The sequence below is a fragment of the Paraburkholderia sp. BR14320 genome (assembly GCF_040948665.1).
In the GTDB taxonomy this organism is placed as follows: domain Bacteria; phylum Pseudomonadota; class Gammaproteobacteria; order Burkholderiales; family Burkholderiaceae; genus Paraburkholderia; species Paraburkholderia youngii.
The window spans coordinates 88,908-103,198 of the sequence record NZ_JBFPKG010000008.1 but is presented as its reverse complement, the minus strand read 5'-3'; the positions used below and the strand labels follow the sequence as shown (position 1 = coordinate 103,198).

15 protein-coding genes are annotated in these 14,291 nt (G+C 64.0%); 7 read left to right on the top strand and 8 right to left on the bottom strand.

All coding sequences use genetic code 11. From position 1 onward, the window contains the following. Positions 1–74 precede the first annotated feature (74 nt). Positions 75–680 carry a septal ring lytic transglycosylase RlpA family protein gene (locus AB3X89_RS10945; RefSeq protein WP_368583277.1) on the bottom strand — a complete coding sequence of 202 codons (606 nt, stop codon included), beginning with the start codon at positions 678–680 and terminating at the stop codon, positions 75–77. Between the two features lie 647 nt (positions 681–1,327). Between AB3X89_RS10945 and AB3X89_RS10940 the strand changes: the two genes are divergently transcribed. From AB3X89_RS10940 to AB3X89_RS10930, 3 genes are all read left to right on the top strand, one after another. After that, the gene (locus tag AB3X89_RS10940; protein ID WP_368583276.1) at positions 1,328–1,972 is read left to right on the top strand and encodes an MBL fold metallo-hydrolase; all 645 of its coding nucleotides are present in this window, start codon (positions 1,328–1,330) and stop codon (positions 1,970–1,972) included. Next, positions 1,969–2,601: an exonuclease gene (locus AB3X89_RS10935; RefSeq protein WP_368583275.1), complete on the top strand. Its 633-nt coding sequence runs from the start codon at positions 1,969–1,971 to the stop codon at positions 2,599–2,601. Before AB3X89_RS10940 ends, AB3X89_RS10935 begins: the two co-directional genes overlap by 4 nt. A 90-nt stretch (positions 2,602–2,691) precedes the next feature. After that, a complete protein-coding gene (locus AB3X89_RS10930) occupies positions 2,692–3,150 on the top strand; it encodes an Lrp/AsnC family transcriptional regulator (protein WP_012431468.1) in 459 nt (152 codons plus the stop codon). A 63-nt stretch (positions 3,151–3,213) separates the two neighbouring features. Here AB3X89_RS10930 and AB3X89_RS10925 read toward each other — a convergent pair whose 3' ends face one another. The 3 genes from AB3X89_RS10925 to AB3X89_RS10915 form a co-directional block, all read right to left on the bottom strand. After that, positions 3,214–4,497, bottom strand: a complete 1,284-nt coding sequence (locus tag AB3X89_RS10925; protein WP_368583274.1) for a cation diffusion facilitator family transporter — start codon at positions 4,495–4,497, stop codon at positions 3,214–3,216. Between the two features lie 283 nt (positions 4,498–4,780). Further along, the gene (locus AB3X89_RS10920; RefSeq protein WP_008921239.1) at positions 4,781–5,083 is read right to left on the bottom strand and encodes an H-NS family nucleoid-associated regulatory protein; all 303 of its coding nucleotides are present in this window, start codon (positions 5,081–5,083) and stop codon (positions 4,781–4,783) included. A 395-nt stretch (positions 5,084–5,478) separates the two neighbouring features. Further along, positions 5,479–6,141, bottom strand: a complete 663-nt coding sequence (locus AB3X89_RS10915; protein ID WP_368583273.1) for a HugZ family protein — start codon at positions 6,139–6,141, stop codon at positions 5,479–5,481. A 250-nt stretch (positions 6,142–6,391) separates the two neighbouring features. Between AB3X89_RS10915 and AB3X89_RS10910 the strand changes: the two genes are divergently transcribed. Next, positions 6,392–7,606, top strand: a complete 1,215-nt coding sequence (locus AB3X89_RS10910) for an MFS transporter (RefSeq protein WP_368583272.1) — start codon at positions 6,392–6,394, stop codon at positions 7,604–7,606. Positions 7,607–7,711: 105 nt separating this feature from the next. Here the strand turns inward: AB3X89_RS10910 and AB3X89_RS10905 are convergent, their stop codons facing one another. Next, entirely contained in the window at positions 7,712–8,857 is a 1,146-nt protein-coding gene (locus tag AB3X89_RS10905; RefSeq protein WP_368583271.1) for a branched-chain amino acid ABC transporter substrate-binding protein, read from the bottom strand. 518 nt (positions 8,858–9,375) lie between these two features. Beyond that, positions 9,376–9,864: an NAD(P)H-dependent flavin oxidoreductase gene (locus AB3X89_RS10900; RefSeq protein ID WP_368583270.1), complete on the bottom strand. Its 489-nt coding sequence runs from the start codon at positions 9,862–9,864 to the stop codon at positions 9,376–9,378. 308 nt (positions 9,865–10,172) lie between these two features. On the opposite strand from AB3X89_RS10900, the gene AB3X89_RS10895 reads away from it, so the two are divergent. After that, positions 10,173–10,871 carry a dienelactone hydrolase family protein gene (locus AB3X89_RS10895; protein ID WP_013088117.1) on the top strand — a complete coding sequence of 233 codons (699 nt, stop codon included), beginning with the start codon at positions 10,173–10,175 and terminating at the stop codon, positions 10,869–10,871. A 173-nt stretch (positions 10,872–11,044) separates the two neighbouring features. Beyond that, positions 11,045–12,571 carry an amidase gene (locus tag AB3X89_RS10890; protein WP_368583358.1) on the top strand — a complete coding sequence of 509 codons (1,527 nt, stop codon included), beginning with the start codon at positions 11,045–11,047 and terminating at the stop codon, positions 12,569–12,571. A 127-nt stretch (positions 12,572–12,698) separates the two neighbouring features. On the opposite strand, the gene AB3X89_RS10885 is transcribed toward AB3X89_RS10890, so the two are convergent. Then, entirely contained in the window at positions 12,699–13,010 is a 312-nt protein-coding gene (locus AB3X89_RS10885; RefSeq protein ID WP_368583269.1) for a high-potential iron-sulfur protein, read from the bottom strand. Between AB3X89_RS10885 and AB3X89_RS10880 the strand changes: the two genes are divergently transcribed. Continuing rightward, positions 13,009–13,134 carry a hypothetical protein gene (locus AB3X89_RS10880; RefSeq protein WP_368583268.1) on the top strand — a complete coding sequence of 42 codons (126 nt, stop codon included), beginning with the start codon at positions 13,009–13,011 and terminating at the stop codon, positions 13,132–13,134. The two genes, AB3X89_RS10885 and AB3X89_RS10880, sit on opposite strands and share 2 nt — an antisense overlap. 8 nt (positions 13,135–13,142) lie before the next feature. Here the strand turns inward: AB3X89_RS10880 and AB3X89_RS10875 are convergent, their stop codons facing one another. Next, positions 13,143–14,249: an NAD(P)/FAD-dependent oxidoreductase gene (locus AB3X89_RS10875; protein WP_368583267.1), complete on the bottom strand. Its 1,107-nt coding sequence runs from the start codon at positions 14,247–14,249 to the stop codon at positions 13,143–13,145. Positions 14,250–14,291: the final 42 nt, after the last annotated feature.

Below are 14,291 nucleotides of genomic sequence, written 5' to 3'. Positions count from 1 at the left end.
GCATATCGCGGCCCTTCGCTTGTCTACAGACGGTTGGTTCTGCCGACGCGGCATCACCGGCGCGTCACGTCACATCACTTGTTCGAATCCGAGTTCGACGCGAGCGTCTCGTTCAGCTCGGCGCGCGCTTCCTGCTGCGTGAGCCCTTCGATCTTGACCCGCGCGGTGCCGCTGTGGCGCATGTCGAGCATGCCGGCGGCCGCCATCGACAGGTCGATCACGCGGCCGCGCGCGTACGGACCGCGGTCGTTGATCCGTACGATCACCGAGCGCGAATTGGCCGGATTGGTCACGCGCACGTACGAGCCGAGCGGCAGCGTACGATGCGCGGCCGTCAGGGCGTGCATGTCGTAACGCTCGCCGTTGGCGGTGCGGCGGCCGTGGAAGAAGCGCCCGTACCACGACGCGCGTCCAATCTGATGGAAGTCCGGCACATCGACGCCGTCGTCGGTGAGCGGCTTCGCATCAGCCAGCGACGGCGCAGGCGCGTTCGACGTGCTCGGGCTCGAGGCCGGCGCGCTACCGAACGATTGAGGTCCGAAAGAACTCAGGTGCACGTTCTTCGTACGTTGCGGCGTGTCGTTCGCGGACGTGTCGCTCGCGCCCGGAGGCGTGGCGCAACCGGCCAGTACAAAAAAGGCAAAAAGAGTCCCTAGACCACGGGATAGCCGAGTTTTCATAAGACGTGCAAACACATAGTCGAGCCGCGTCACCCGCGAAACTGCTGGGCATGTTGCTTGCGGCTCCGGCGGTAGGGACGACGACGCGCCGCGCGAAAAAGCGCAGTACGTCAAAGCCCGGATGCGGCTGACTCAGCCGCTACCGCACGGTTAATTTTCACGTCTGGCGCAACCTGTCCCCGGCAGCCTGACCAGACCCCACATGCCGCCAATTGAACGTGGCAAACACGTTCTTGCGCGCGCAACTCAGCGCGCAGGAACGGCGGCGTAGGCCCCACCCAGCGTCACGGAGGTTAATTCCGTAGCAGGCGCGCGGCGCCTGGCTGGGCAAGACGTGTGCATCGAACGCATCGATACTTGATGGCCGTCGGCATGCCGACAGCCCTTACTTGAATAGCGAGCGGCGTCCCCGTTTTGTGGGGATGCGTCGCCTTGTGGCTGCACAACTCTTGTGCATGGACTCCATTATACCCAAAAAAAAATTTTGGGATGGCGAGCGCCCCCAATCCTTGATCAATCTTCACATTTATCGCAAAAATGGGCCTACCACAGGCGCAACAGTGCCATGCGTAAGCCCCGTCGCATCGGCGACGGAGACTGTCGCGAGGCCGGTACAATCAACGTTTTTCCAGCGCGTCGTTCCAGCCATGAAAGTCACCCTGATCCCCGTCACGCCGTTCCAGCAGAACTGCTCGTTGCTCGTTTGCGAGACCACGGGGCGCGCGGCCGTCGTCGATCCGGGCGGCGACCTCGACGTGATCCAACGTGAGATCGCGCGGCAGAACGTGACCGTCGAGAAGGTCTTGCTGACCCATGGCCACATCGATCACTGCGCCGGCGCGAAGACGCTCGCCGGCCATTACGGCGTCCCGATCGAAGGTCCGCATCCCGACGAACGCTTCTGGCTCGACAAGCTGCCGGATCAAAGCACGCGCTTCGGCTTCCCGGCCGCCGATGCCTTCGTGCCGGACCGCTGGCTACAAGACGGCGACACCGTGCAGTTCGGCGACGAAACCTTCGAGGTCTACCACTGCCCCGGCCACACGCCGGGCCACGTGGTCTTCTTCAGCCGCGCGCACCGGCTTGCGCTGGTCGGCGACGTGCTGTTCGCCGGCTCGATCGGCCGCACGGATTTCCCGCGCGGCAACCACGCGGACCTGATCCGCTCGATCCGCGACAAACTTTGGCCGCTCGGCGACGACGTCACGTTCGTGCCGGGCCACGGCCCAACCTCGACGTTCGGCGCCGAGCGCCGCACGAATCCCTACGTCGCCGACGGAGTGGGCGCATGAGCAGCGAAATCTATGTCAGTACCGACGTCGAAGCGGACGGCCCCATTCCAGGCCCGCATTCGATGCTGAGCTTTGCATCCGCCGCGTACACAGAGGACAAGCGGCTGATCGCGACGTTCTCGGCGAATCTCGAACTACTCGAAGGCGCGGCGCCGCATCCAGTGCAGGAAGCGTGGTGGAAGACCCAGCCGGAAGCATGGGCGGCTTGCCGCCAGGATTTGCAGAAGCCCGAGGCCGCCCTGAGCGCCTATGTCGACTGGGTCGAGGCGCTGCCGGGCAAGCCGGTGTTCGTCGCGATGCCGGCTGGCTTCGACTTCACCTATATGTTCTGGTACATGATGCGCTTCGTCGGCCGCTGCCCGTTCTCGTGGTCGGCGCTCGATATCAAGACGCTCGCGTTCGCGATGACCGGCCTGCCGTACCGCAAGAACATCAAGCCGCGCTTTCCGAAACATTGGTTCGACGAGCATCCGCACACGCACGTCGCACTCGACGACGCCATCGAGCAGGGTGCCCTCTTTTGCAACATGCTGAAGGACTTGCGCGCGCGTCAGCCCGAGCTGCCGGGGGACGGCAAGGATGATGGGGACGGCTCAGGGCAAAACGCCGCTCCGGACCCGGTAAATTAGGCGATCTCGCTCGCGAGAGCCGTTTTACATTGCGTTTCGTTTTCGCGCCCTCTACCATTCGTTGATACGGCGACGCTAACGGAGGCGCAGTTGACACTCGATACGTTCTCACAGAAGATCCTGCGCCTGCTGCAGCTCGACGCACGCCGTTCCGTGCAGGAAATCTCCGACCAGGTCGGGTTGTCGAGCACACCGTGCTGGCGGCGCATCAAGGATATGGAACAGTCGGGCGTGATCCAGCGCTACACCGCGCTGCTCGATCGCGAAAAGCTCGGCTTGCACGTGTGTGCGCTCGCGCATATCCATCTGACACGTCACACCGAAGGCGGCGTCGAGCAGTTCGAGCGGGAAATCGCTACCTGCCCCGAAGTGACCGAGTGCTACAGCACGACCGGTGAATCCGATTACATCCTGAAGATCGTCGCGCCGGACATCAAGGCGTACGACAGCTTTCTGCACGAACGCATTTTCAAGATTCCGGCCGTTGCGCAGGTGCGCACGAGCGTGGTCCTGCGCGAAATCAAGTTCGATACGCAGTTGCCGTTGTGACGGATGCCGCTGCCGCGGGCGGCATGGAAGTTCGCGGTTTCGGGCGTCCGAAACTCGCCAAACTCAGTCGGCGTTGTGAGGCTCGCTGGCGGTTGACCGACCGGCGGGGGCCGCGCCGGTCTTGAGCTCCGCCGTCGAACCGCCTCGCGCGGCAGAGATATCCCGTTGCAGCAGCACGTCGAGCTTGCGTGCGCCGAGACGACGCTTGAGCGCCGCAAGATCGACGCGGCCGAGCGACTGCGCCTCGCTCTCCAGCAGACGAGCGGCTTCGGCGCCCTCCGCAGTACACCCTTCAGCAGACCCCGCCGCCGGCAACACAACCTCCACATCGAGCCCGGTGCTCAGGTAGTGCAGATTCACGGCAGCGGCCCGCAGGCCACCGGCAGCGAGCGCCGCGTCGACCTCTGCGGTCACGCGCTCACGCGGCGGCAGATCGACCGGTGGATGCGCGAGCGCGTCGTTTTCCGGGTCAACGTGGATCAGCGCGTCGAGCACGCGCTTGTCGGTCAGCACACGCAGACGCGCCGACTCCGCGATGTAATGACCTTCCGACACCGAAATCATCGGATCGACGAGGATATGCGCGTCGACGAGCGCGAAATCGCCCGTCTTGCGCGTGCGCATTTCGTGCACGTCACGCACGCCCGGGGTGGACATCAGCAGCGCGCGCATATCGGCGGCGGCGGTTTCGTCGAGCGCGCGGTCCGACAGATCCTGCAGCGCGTCCCAACCGAAGGTCCAGCCCATGCGCGCGACCATGAAGCCGACGATAGCCGCCGCGATCGGGTCGAGCAACCGCAAGCCGGCGAGACTGCCGACCACGCCGATCCCCACCACCAGCGACGACGCCGCGTCCGAGCGGGCGTGCCATGCGTTCGCGATCAGCATCGCGGAACGTACCCGATTCGCCTCGCTCAGCATGTAGCGAAACAGCGCTTCCTTCGAGACCAGTACGAGCGCCGCGACCGCGAGTGCGCTGATATGCACGGCGGGGATATTTTGTAGATCGGCGAGCCGCGTACCGGCGCGCCACAACATACCGACGCCGACCGAGATCAGCAGCGCGCCGAGAAATAAGGACGCCACCGTCTCATAACGGCTATGCCCGTAATTGTGATCGGCGTCGGGTTTTGCCCCGCTATGCCGATTGGCAATCAGCACGACAAAATCGGAAATCAGATCGGCGAGCGAATGGATACCGTCGGCAACCAGCGCCTGCGAGTGCGCGATCGTGCCGATGATGATTTGCAGCGTCATCAATACGGTATTGACCGCAATACTCGCAAAGGTACTCTTGCGTGCAACGCGTTGTTTCTCGGCGGTTTGGGCGATCGCGGCGGACGGCATGCTGAAAAGGCGGAAGGTTAATTGTTGTTATTGTACTCGCCACAATTCGCTTGCGCAGGAAGCCAAAGAAAAAAACCTTTTTAAATCAGTCGCTTATCGAAACGAAAAGCATTCGCGTTCCAGTTGCCTGAAGTGCATGCGCCAGAAAACGGGCGCCGCAAATGACAAAACCGCGCCCTGAACGGTGCGCGGCTTTCTGAGATTCAGCAGCAGGCTATAAACGCGGTGGATTGCCAGTATTCGCATTACGCGCAGGCAACCCTTACCGCCCACCAGATCGCGATTACTTCTGGATCAGAAACTTTTCGCGATCAAGCCCTGCGATCCAGCGCGGCGGTTTGCCGCGACCGGACCACGTGCTGCCGCTTTCGGGATCGCGATATTTAGGTGCGACGCCTGCGCGCGGCCGGCTCGCTTTAGCGCCCTTGGGTGCGCGGCCGCCGCCGAGTTCGCTCAGCGAAATGCCATAGTCGGCCATTTTCTGCTTGATTTCATTCAACACTTCCGCGTATTCGCGCGACTTCGCTTCTTCAATCTGCTTTTCGAGCTTCTCGCGCTGCGCGAGTAGTTCCTTGTAGGAAGACATAGGTTCCCTTGTGGTATGGATAAATGACGCCGGTCTTATGCCGACTCGCCTTTGAAGGTTTCATGCCTCGGAATTTGATGGCGAGATTAACACAAAATAGAAAGGCTGGATAAGCGCCTGGAAAAAATTAATTTAAATTCGTTTCAAAAAGTTTCCTGCGCCGCTTCTGGGTCGGACTACGGCCTTTCAAATCGCTGATTTCGCACACCGCTGAAAAAATCCCGCCGATTCGCATATTGATCCGATTCAACTATCAGAAAATGAGACCCGAGGCGCCCATTGCACATGAAACATTTCACGGCATGAAAGCTTTGACTGGAATAAGCACGCCTTTTGATACAAGTGTCCCTCCCTCGCGACTGGCGCAGGCTTGTTTTTCGATAAACGATAAATGCTTAATTCGCATGCCGCTCGATGCAGACTTCGAGCGCCGCATGCAATGTCCCGGAATCGGACCGCGCGTCATCGAATGCGAAACGGCGGCGCACGCCGTTGCGTTTCAGATCGGCGCCATAACGATCGACGCCCAGCAATTCGATGTCGCCCGCGCCACTGAGCCGGCGCCCGAACTCCGCGATCAGCGCGTCCTCCTCGCTGGCGGCAAGCGGTGACAGCGGATCGAGTTCCGCGCCGTCGAGCCAGCCCATCGCGCCGAAGCCGCCGATGTAGCGCAGCCGCTCGATCTCCATGATCCAGAAGGTGAAATCGCCCAACGCCAGATAGCGCTCCGCGTCCGGGTGATAGCGCAGGTAGCGCCGCAACAGTTCCGGGCTCGAGTCGACCGGCTCGAAACGGCCGAGCAGCGTCACGCGCTGGCCGCCCAGCACGTCGCCATCGGGTGCGTCGACGGCCAGGAAACCGGCGCGCGGATCGGCGTGGAGATTGTGCGTGTGCTCCGCGAGCCGGCTCACGAGGATCGTCGGACGATGCTGCGCGTCCGGCGCGAACGGCAGCACCGACGGATACGGAAAGCCCTCGGGCTGGCGAGCGTGCGTGGCGAGCGTGCCGACCGCGGCCGTGTGCAGCAGATGCAGCGGAGCGTGAGCGGGAATGTTCAACTGAGCGTTCCTCGGTGAAAGAAAAAACGAACGGACAGCGGTGAGCGGCGCAAAAGCCGTCACGCGCAGCATTGCAAAGACAACTGCGGCGCACCAAAGCATGACATCCAGCAATCCCGCTTCGTTGCATCCACTGCCCATCAATCGTATGCGCCCGATCCCACGGCTCCAAGCGTTAGCCACCACGCTTCGATAAAATCGGAGATCCGCTTTCAATGCGCTTTCTCGCGCCCTCCGCCCCGAGACCTCCGTGCCCGATCACCACGCCTCCGAATTCGCCGTCCTCCCGGCCGCCCATCGCGACCTGTCCGTCACTGCACGCCAACGCGCACGGATCGCCACGATGGCGCTGTTTTTCATCGCCGGCATGATGTACGCGTCGTGGGGCGTGCACGTGCCGACGGTGCGCGACCGCTTCCATCTGGATCCGGCGATGCTGTCGTTCGCGTTGTTCGCGGTGGCGGGCGGATCGATCGGCGCGATGGTGACCAACGCGTCGTGGATCGCGCGGGTCGGCACGCGCCGCGCCTGCCTGGCCGGCGGACTCGCGATGGCCGCCTGCGCGGCGCTGATTCTGGTCGTGCCGGCGTACTGGATTCTGCTGGTCGTGCTGGCCGTCTTCGGCGCCGGCATGGCCACGCTCGACGTCGCTATGAACGCCGAAGCGAGCGCCGTCGAAAAGGCGCTCGGCAAACCGATCATGTCGTCGCTGCACGGGATGTTCAGCCTTGGCGGCATGTTCGGCGCGGCGGTCGGCGGGGCGCTGCTGTCTCGCGGCATGGCGCCGGCGCTGCATCTCGCGCTCGCCGCGGCGGCCAGCGCGCTCGTGCTGGTGCTCGCATGCCCGTCGGTGCTGCCGCACGTGCCGCACGCCGAGCATCCCGATGCCGCGACGCCGCGTGCGAGCCGCTGGCGCTCGCCGGCGCTATGGGCGCTCGGCACGATGGCGCTGGTCGCACTGATTGCCGAAGGCGCGATGTACGACTGGGCCACGGTCTATATGCGCGATGTCGTGCTCTCGACGCCAGCGCTCGCCAGCGCCGCCTACGCGGCGTTCTCCGGCGGCATGGCGGCCGCCCGTTTTGCCGGCGACGCGGTGCGCGCCCGCTTCGGCGCACCGCAGCTCGTGATGATCAGCGCGACGCTCGCCTGCGCCGGGATGGTCGACGCGCTGCTGCTGCCGAATCCGGTGGCCGCGCTCGCCGGCTTTGCGCTGATCGGCCTGGGCCTCGCGAACATGATGCCGGTGCTGTTCGCGGCGGCGGCGAGCGTGAAGGGTATCCACGCGGCCGAGGGGCTCGCGCACGTCGCGGGACTGGCCTATTTCGGCTTGCTGCTCGGACCGGTGATCATCGGCGCCGTCGCGCAGGTGACCAATCTGACGATCGGGCTGTCGGTCGTCGCGGTGTGCGCCGCGATGATCGCCTTCGCCGGGCCGAAGGTGCTGCGGCGTTTGAAGATCTGACAGGCGCGGTGAACAAATGAAAAGGCACGCAAGCCTCGCGGCCCACGTGCCTCTCAAGCAGCGAATCGAAGTGCGGCGCAAACGCCGCCTTCGATCACACCGAATTTACATCTTGACGACGTCGAGCAGCGTCTTCTTGCCTTGCTTGTAGTTGTACAGCGAGATCACGCCGTGCTGCAGGTCGCCCTTCGAGTCGAACGTCGTTTCGCCGATCACGCCCTTGTAGTCGGTCGCCGGCATCGCTGCCAGGATCTTCGCCGGATCGGTCGAGTTAGCGCGCTTCATCGCGTCGACGATGATGTATACCGCGTCATACGTGAACGGCGCGTAAATCTGGATCGGCTGACCGAAGCGCTTCTCGTACTTCGTTTCGAACGCCTTGCCGCCCGCCATCTTTTCGAGCGCCATGCCGGCTTCCGAGCAGACGATGTTGTCGGTTGCGTCGCCGGCCAGGTCCGACAGCTTGTCGGTACACACGCCGTCACCTGCCAGCACCTTCGCGCGCAGGCCGAGCTGCTTCGCCTGCTTGGCGAACGGGCCACCGGTTGCGTCCATGCCGCCGTACATGATCGCGTCGGGATTTTCCCCCTTGATCTTCGTCAGAATCGCGCGGAAGTCGACGGCCTTGTCGTTCGTCGCGTCGTGCGACACGACGTTCAGACCGAGCGCCTTCGCCGTCTTCTCGAACTCGTTCGCCAGACCCTGGCCGTAAGCGGTCGAGTCGTCGACGATCGCGACGCTCTTCACCTTCATGCCCTTGGCCGCGTAGTTCGCGAGTGCCGGGCCTTGCTGAGCATCGGTCGCGACGACGCGGTAGGTCGTCTTGAAGCCTTGCTGCGTGTAGGCCGGGTTCGTTGCCGACGGCGAGATCTGCACGATGCCCGAATCGCTATAGATCTTCGATGCCGGGATCGAGGTGCCCGAGTTCAGGTGGCCGACCACGGCGACGACCTTGTCGTCGACGAGCTTCTGCGCAACCTGCGTAGCCGTGCGGGGGTCAGCCGCGTCGTCTTGCGCGTCGAGTTGCAGCGTGACCTTCTGGCCGCCGATCGTCAGACCCTTCGCGTTGATTTCCTCAACGGCCAGGCGCGCGCCGTTCTCGTTGTCCTTACCCAGGTGAGCGATACCGCCAGTCAACGGCGCAACGTGACCGATCTTGATGACCGTGTCGGCCGCGGCCGATGTTGCCAACGTCGCGAACAGCAGAGCGGCAGCGCTGATCGGCAACAGCTTTTGAATTTTGATGCTCATGTAAGTCTCCAGTTTCGGTCAAAACAACGTAATCGCCCTGTGCCCCGCTTCCCCTACACGTGTCGCTCAGTCCCGTGGACGACCACGCCGGTTGCATCGTTCATGCACTTGGCCAGTACGTTTACCGGACTGTTTGTGACAGTTGGCAAACCGTACTTGCGCGCAAGTGTAGGCCAACAAATTAATTTGCGGGAATTTTTTGAGAAAGTGGGAACAACACTAATAGCGCAGTTCGTACGCGAGCCGCTCGCGGCTTGGGTGAGCGAGCCGAAAAGCCCCAGCCCATGCGGGTTTCCGCTAATTGGGAAGTTTCTCCGCAGGCGCGGATTTAGTCTTTTCCCGGCTTCTGTCACATAAGATTCGAAGGGTTTTTCAACTCAAAAATGTGGCGAGCAGCACAGGAATGTGACAGCGGTAAAAAACTTAAATCAGCCTTAAATCGGCCACGCAATCAACGCATGAACTCGGCGATTCGCGCGGAGGCCGCCCGGCATTCCCGCTCGAGCTGCGTCATCAGTTCAGTCGCGCCGATTGCTTCGGCGCGCCGCGCTTTGCCGCTGCGCCTGCGTCAACGCGTTTTGCACCGGATACGGCGCGGTGCTTTCCGCCGATTCGCGCAAACGTTGCATCAACGGATTGCGGATGCCGCGCGCGTGACGCCCCGTGATCGCGCGCGGCATCGTGGTCGGCGTATCGGACATGCCGCGCACGCGGGTTTTCCATACCTCGGCGATCGCGTTCTCGCGGGTGGTCAGAAATGCGATGCCCATCATCGCGGTTTGCGCGCCGAGCGCGCGTGCCGCGACGATGCCGCGACCGTCCATAATGCCGCCGGCCGCGAGCACCGGCAGCCCGGTCGCGTCGACCAGTTGCGGCACGAGCGCCATCGTGCCGACCAGCGCATCTTCGAATACGCCGATGAACGTGCCGCGATGCGCGCCTGCCTCTGCGCCCTGCGCGCGCGACGGCATCGGCGCCCGCATCGCGCCACGCGACACCTTCGGCACATGCGTCGCAGTCCCAACTACATGGCTGCCGCTTTGCGTGCAGACGCTCGACGTCAGCCGCCGATAACGGCCCGAACGTAAAGCCGGCGACCGCCCCACGCAATTCGATCAGTGCCTCCAGTTGTGCGCGAAAGTCAGGCGCATAGTGCGCGAGCGGCTGTCGCATCGGCCGCGAAGTCCCCGTCCCGCCTCACTGCAAGCCGGTTCTTTTGATGGCAAACTAATCGCCCGTTGCAGGGCCGCGTGGCCTTGAGCGTTTCGTACACACCGACCTCGCGCGGCGTTCGCGCGAGTCAATGGAGAACAACATGAGCACGACTTCCCGATGGATCGACATCCCGGCCGGCAACGACACTTTCGGCGGCTACCTCGCGCTGCCGAAGGGCGGCAAGGGGCCGGCCGTCATCATCATTCAGGAAATCTTCGGCGTGAACAGCCATATTCGCTCGGTCGCCGATCAGTACGCGCAGGACGGCTATGTCGCGCTCGCCCCGGACGTGTTCTGGCGCGTGCAGCCGCGCGTCGAGTTGACGTATGAGGGCAAGGATCGCGAAAAGGGCATCGAACTGATGCAGAAGACCAAAGTCGACGACGCGGTCGCCGACATCGGCGCCGCCGCGGCCGCCTTGCGCGCACTGCCGGAAGTGACCGGCAAGGTCGCGGCGATCGGCTACTGCTTCGGCGGCCGTCTCGCCTATCTCGCCGCGGCGGCCGGTTCGGTCGACGCCGCTGTCGCCTACTACGGGGGCGGCATCCACAACCATCTCGACAAGGCCGCGAACGTCAAAGTGCCGATGCAGTTCCACTACGGCGAGCTCGACGCGCATATTCTGCCGTCGGACATCGGCCAGATTCAGGAGCGCTTCGCGGGTCGCGCCGACGTGCAATTCAACATCTACCCGAACGCGGATCACGGCTTCAACTGCTCGGATCGTGCGTCCTACAACCAGCACGCATCGGCATTGGCGCATGGCCGCACGCTGACGTTCCTCGGCGAGCGGATGTAATTCGCGAAGCTCACGCATATAGAGTGAGCATCCGAATTCACATCAGTCACGTCGGCGCTCAACTCAGGTACTCTGTGGAAGACAGCGTGTCAGCCGACACGCCGTCTTTTCACATGCGCGACGCCCGGGCGGAGCAACGCGAAATCGAGCGAAACCGCGAGGGCTCAACCGACGTGCTATCAGACTATCTCGCTCATGACGCCATCGGCCTCGCCGAACTCGTGCGCACACGCCAGGTTAGCGCGCGCGAACTGATCGACGTTGCGATCTCGCGCACCGAGGCCGTCAATCCGGCCATCAACGCAGTCGTCCTGAAGGACTACGATGCGGCCCGCCAGCGCGCGTCACGCGACGACGCAAATCGCGCGAATAGCGTCGACGGTGTGAACGGAACGGAGAACTCCTCCGCTCACGCCGCGCTCGCCGGCGTGCCGTTTCTGATCAAGGATCTCGGCGCGCCCGTGGCGGGGCTGCGCATGGCCATGGGCAGCCGACACTACCGCCACTTCATTCCGACGCAGGACGCGCCGGTCGTCGCGCTCGCGAAAGCGGCGGGTCTGAACATCTTCGCGAAGACCAGCACCTCAGAGCTCGGCCAGATGCCTTATACGGAGCCCGAACTATTCGGCGCGTGCCGCAATCCGTGGAATCTCGATCACACGCCGGGCGGTTCGAGCGGCGGCGCCGCGGCGGCGGTCGCCGCCGGCGTGGTGCCGCTCGCGCATGCGTCGGACGGCGGCGGCTCGATCCGGATTCCGGCGTCATGCTGCGGACTGTTCGGCCTGAAGCCGTCTCGCGGTCGCGTGCCGCGCGCGGCGCAGGCCAGTGCCGGCGAACTCGGCATCGATCACGCCGTATCGCGCAGCGTGCGCGACAGCGCATTGCTGCTCGACCTGCTGGCGGGCAACGCCGAACGGCCGGCCGGCGCCCCCGGCACCTTTCTCGGCGCGACCCGCGAGCCATGTAAGCCGCTGACGATCGCCTACGTGACCGAGCCGATGCTCGCGCCGTCGTTATCGGCCGATGCCCGCGCCGCGCTCGACGACGCCGCGCAACTCGCGAGTTCACTCGGCCATCGTCTGGAGCCGGTGACGCTCGGCGTCGATTTCGCGGCGGTCCGTCATGCGTTCCTGACGCTGTGGTCGGTGACCGCCGAAGACCTCGTGCTGAACGCGGAGCGCATCACAGGGCACAAGCCGGCGCGCGCCGAGTTCGAAATTTCGACGTGGGCGATGGCGCATGTCGGCCGCAAGATCGGCGAACAGGGTTTGCCGGCCGCGCTCGAAGAACAGCGGCGCATCACTGCGCGTCTGACCGATCTGCTGAACCGCTACGACGTGCTGTTGTGCGCGACGCTCGCGTCCGCGCCGATCAAGATCGGCGAGATGCGGCCGAGCTCGGTCGAGCGCATGCAGATGCGCGCGGTCACCACGATGCCGCTGGAACGATTGATGAAGAAACTGCTGTTCGAAGCGTCGAACAAGGCATTCGCGTGGGCCGGCTGCACGGAGCTGTTCAACCTGAGTGGCCAGCCGGCGATGTCGGTGCCCTTGTACTGGAACGCGCGCGGGCTGCCGATCGGTGTGCAGTTCGCCGCGCGTGTCGGCGGCGAAGCGACGCTGTTCAGACTCGCCGCGCAACTCGAGGCGGCACGGCCGTGGTTCGACAGGCGCCCGCCATTGATGAAAGCGCGCCGCTAAAATATCCAGCGGCGCGCTGCAATCCGCATGCGGCGCAAAACGCCACGATGCACGCAGTCGCGGGATGCGCAGCAATGTCGCCGCGCATCCCGCGCAAAGCCTGCGAGCACATCGAACACAGGCTCGATCAGGTCTTCTTGTTATAGGCGCTGCACCAGCCCGTGGCCGCGACCTGTTTGCCCGCGAACATCGGGCAGCCGCCGTAGGCATCGCCCGCCTTGCCCTGGAAGAAGCTGCAGTTGCTGCATTGCTGGCCCGGCTGGAATTTGGCGAATTTCGCCTTGTCGACCTTGCTCGCGTCCGCCTTGTAGCCAAGCGCCTGCGCGGTCGGATCGGTTTCGGAGACTTTCGGCGCGTCGGCGAACGCCTGGCGCGACAGTGCGAGTGTCGATGCCACACCGATGCTGGTGATCAAAAACGTACGACGGGAAGATCTCATGGGGACTCACTCCATTTATATTGGAATCAACGCCGTTCTGATGACAGCGTTCGCCAAGGATAGCAACGAAGCCGTCTCCGGTGATATTCCAAATGCTGGAGATAAGCAGTTCGGTACGGTGTAACCGCGGCTTTACGCGCGCCCCGCCAGCTCGCAGACCCGCTGCGCGATCGCCAGCGATGCCGTCAGACCCGGCGACTCGATGCCGAACAGATTGACGAGCCCGCGCACGCCATGCGCGGCCGGCCCCTGAATCACGAAATCGGCGGCGGGTTCACCAGGACCTGAAAGCTTCGGACGAATCCCCGCGTAAGCCGGCTGCAATGCGTTATCGGGCAAGGCCGGCCAGTACGCGCGAATCGCCGCATAAAACGACTCCGCGCGACGTGGATCGACGTCGTAATTGATCGCGTCGACCCACTCGACGTCGGGACCGAAACGCGCCTGGCCGCCGAGATCGAGCGTCAGATGCACGCCGAGGCCGGCCTCGTTCGGCATCGGATAAATCAGGCGGCTGAACGGCGCGCGCCCCGAGATGCTGAAGTAATTGCCGCGCGCGAAGTAAAGCGGCGGCACGTGGCGCGGGTCGAGCCCGCGAATCTTGCGCGCGAGCGCGTTCGCATGCAGACCCGCGCTGTTGATCACGCAGGCGGCGCTGATCGTGGTCGGCGCCGCACCGCCGACCGCGATCGTGAAGCGGCCGTTGTGAGCCTCGATCGCCTCGACCGGCGCATGAAACGCGTACACGGCGCCGTCGCGCTCGGCATCGCCTTGCAGCGCGAGCATGTACTGATGACTATCGACGATCCCCGTCTGCGGCGAAAACACCGCCTCCACGCATTCGAGCGCCGGTTCGAGCGCCTGCGCCTGATCGCCGGTGATGCGCATCAGGTCGAGCACGCCGTTGTCGCGCCCTTTGGCCATGATGCTTTCGAGTTGCGGAATCTGGTTGCGCGACGTCGCGACGAGCAGCTTGCCGCAGCGCGAATGCGGCACGTTGCGCTCGGCGCAGTAGTCATACAGCATTTCGCGGCCGCGCACGCACAGCGTCGCCTTCAGCGATCCGCGCGGATAGTAGATGCCCGCGTGAATCACTTCGCTGTTGCGTGAACTCGTGCCCACGCCGATCGCGTCGGCGGCCTCCAGCACGATCACTTCGCGCCCGCGCGCCGCGAGAGCGCGCGCCGTCGCGAGGCCGATCACGCCGGCACCGATCACTACACATTCGATTTGATCCATATCCGTTGACGCGGCGCATCGCGCCGCGCGCTGCCTCGTTCA

Bases quoted from the DNA above. Each gene is read 5' to 3' on its own strand.
- AB3X89_RS10940 (WP_368583276.1), top strand. From the start codon at position 1,328: ATGAAAGTCACCCTGATCCCCGTCACGCCGTTCCAGCAGAACTGCTCG.
- AB3X89_RS10935 (WP_368583275.1), top strand. From the start codon at position 1,969: ATGAGCAGCGAAATCTATGTCAGTACCGACGTCGAAGCGGACGGCCCC.
- AB3X89_RS10920 (WP_008921239.1), bottom strand. From the start codon at position 5,083: ATGTCTTCCTACAAGGAACTACTCGCGCAGCGCGAGAAGCTCGAAAAG.
- AB3X89_RS10925 (WP_368583274.1), bottom strand. From the start codon at position 4,497: ATGCCGTCCGCCGCGATCGCCCAAACCGCCGAGAAACAACGCGTTGCA.
- AB3X89_RS10905 (WP_368583271.1), bottom strand. From the start codon at position 8,857: ATGAGCATCAAAATTCAAAAGCTGTTGCCGATCAGCGCTGCCGCTCTG.
- AB3X89_RS10875 (WP_368583267.1), bottom strand. From the start codon at position 14,249: ATGGATCAAATCGAATGTGTAGTGATCGGTGCCGGCGTGATCGGCCTC.
- AB3X89_RS10880 (WP_368583268.1), top strand. From the start codon at position 13,009: ATGGGGACTCACTCCATTTATATTGGAATCAACGCCGTTCTGATGACA.
- AB3X89_RS10945 (WP_368583277.1), bottom strand. From the start codon at position 680: ATGAAAACTCGGCTATCCCGTGGTCTAGGGACTCTTTTTGCCTTTTTT.
- AB3X89_RS10885 (WP_368583269.1), bottom strand. From the start codon at position 13,010: ATGAGATCTTCCCGTCGTACGTTTTTGATCACCAGCATCGGTGTGGCA.
- AB3X89_RS10895 (WP_013088117.1), top strand. From the start codon at position 10,173: ATGAGCACGACTTCCCGATGGATCGACATCCCGGCCGGCAACGACACT.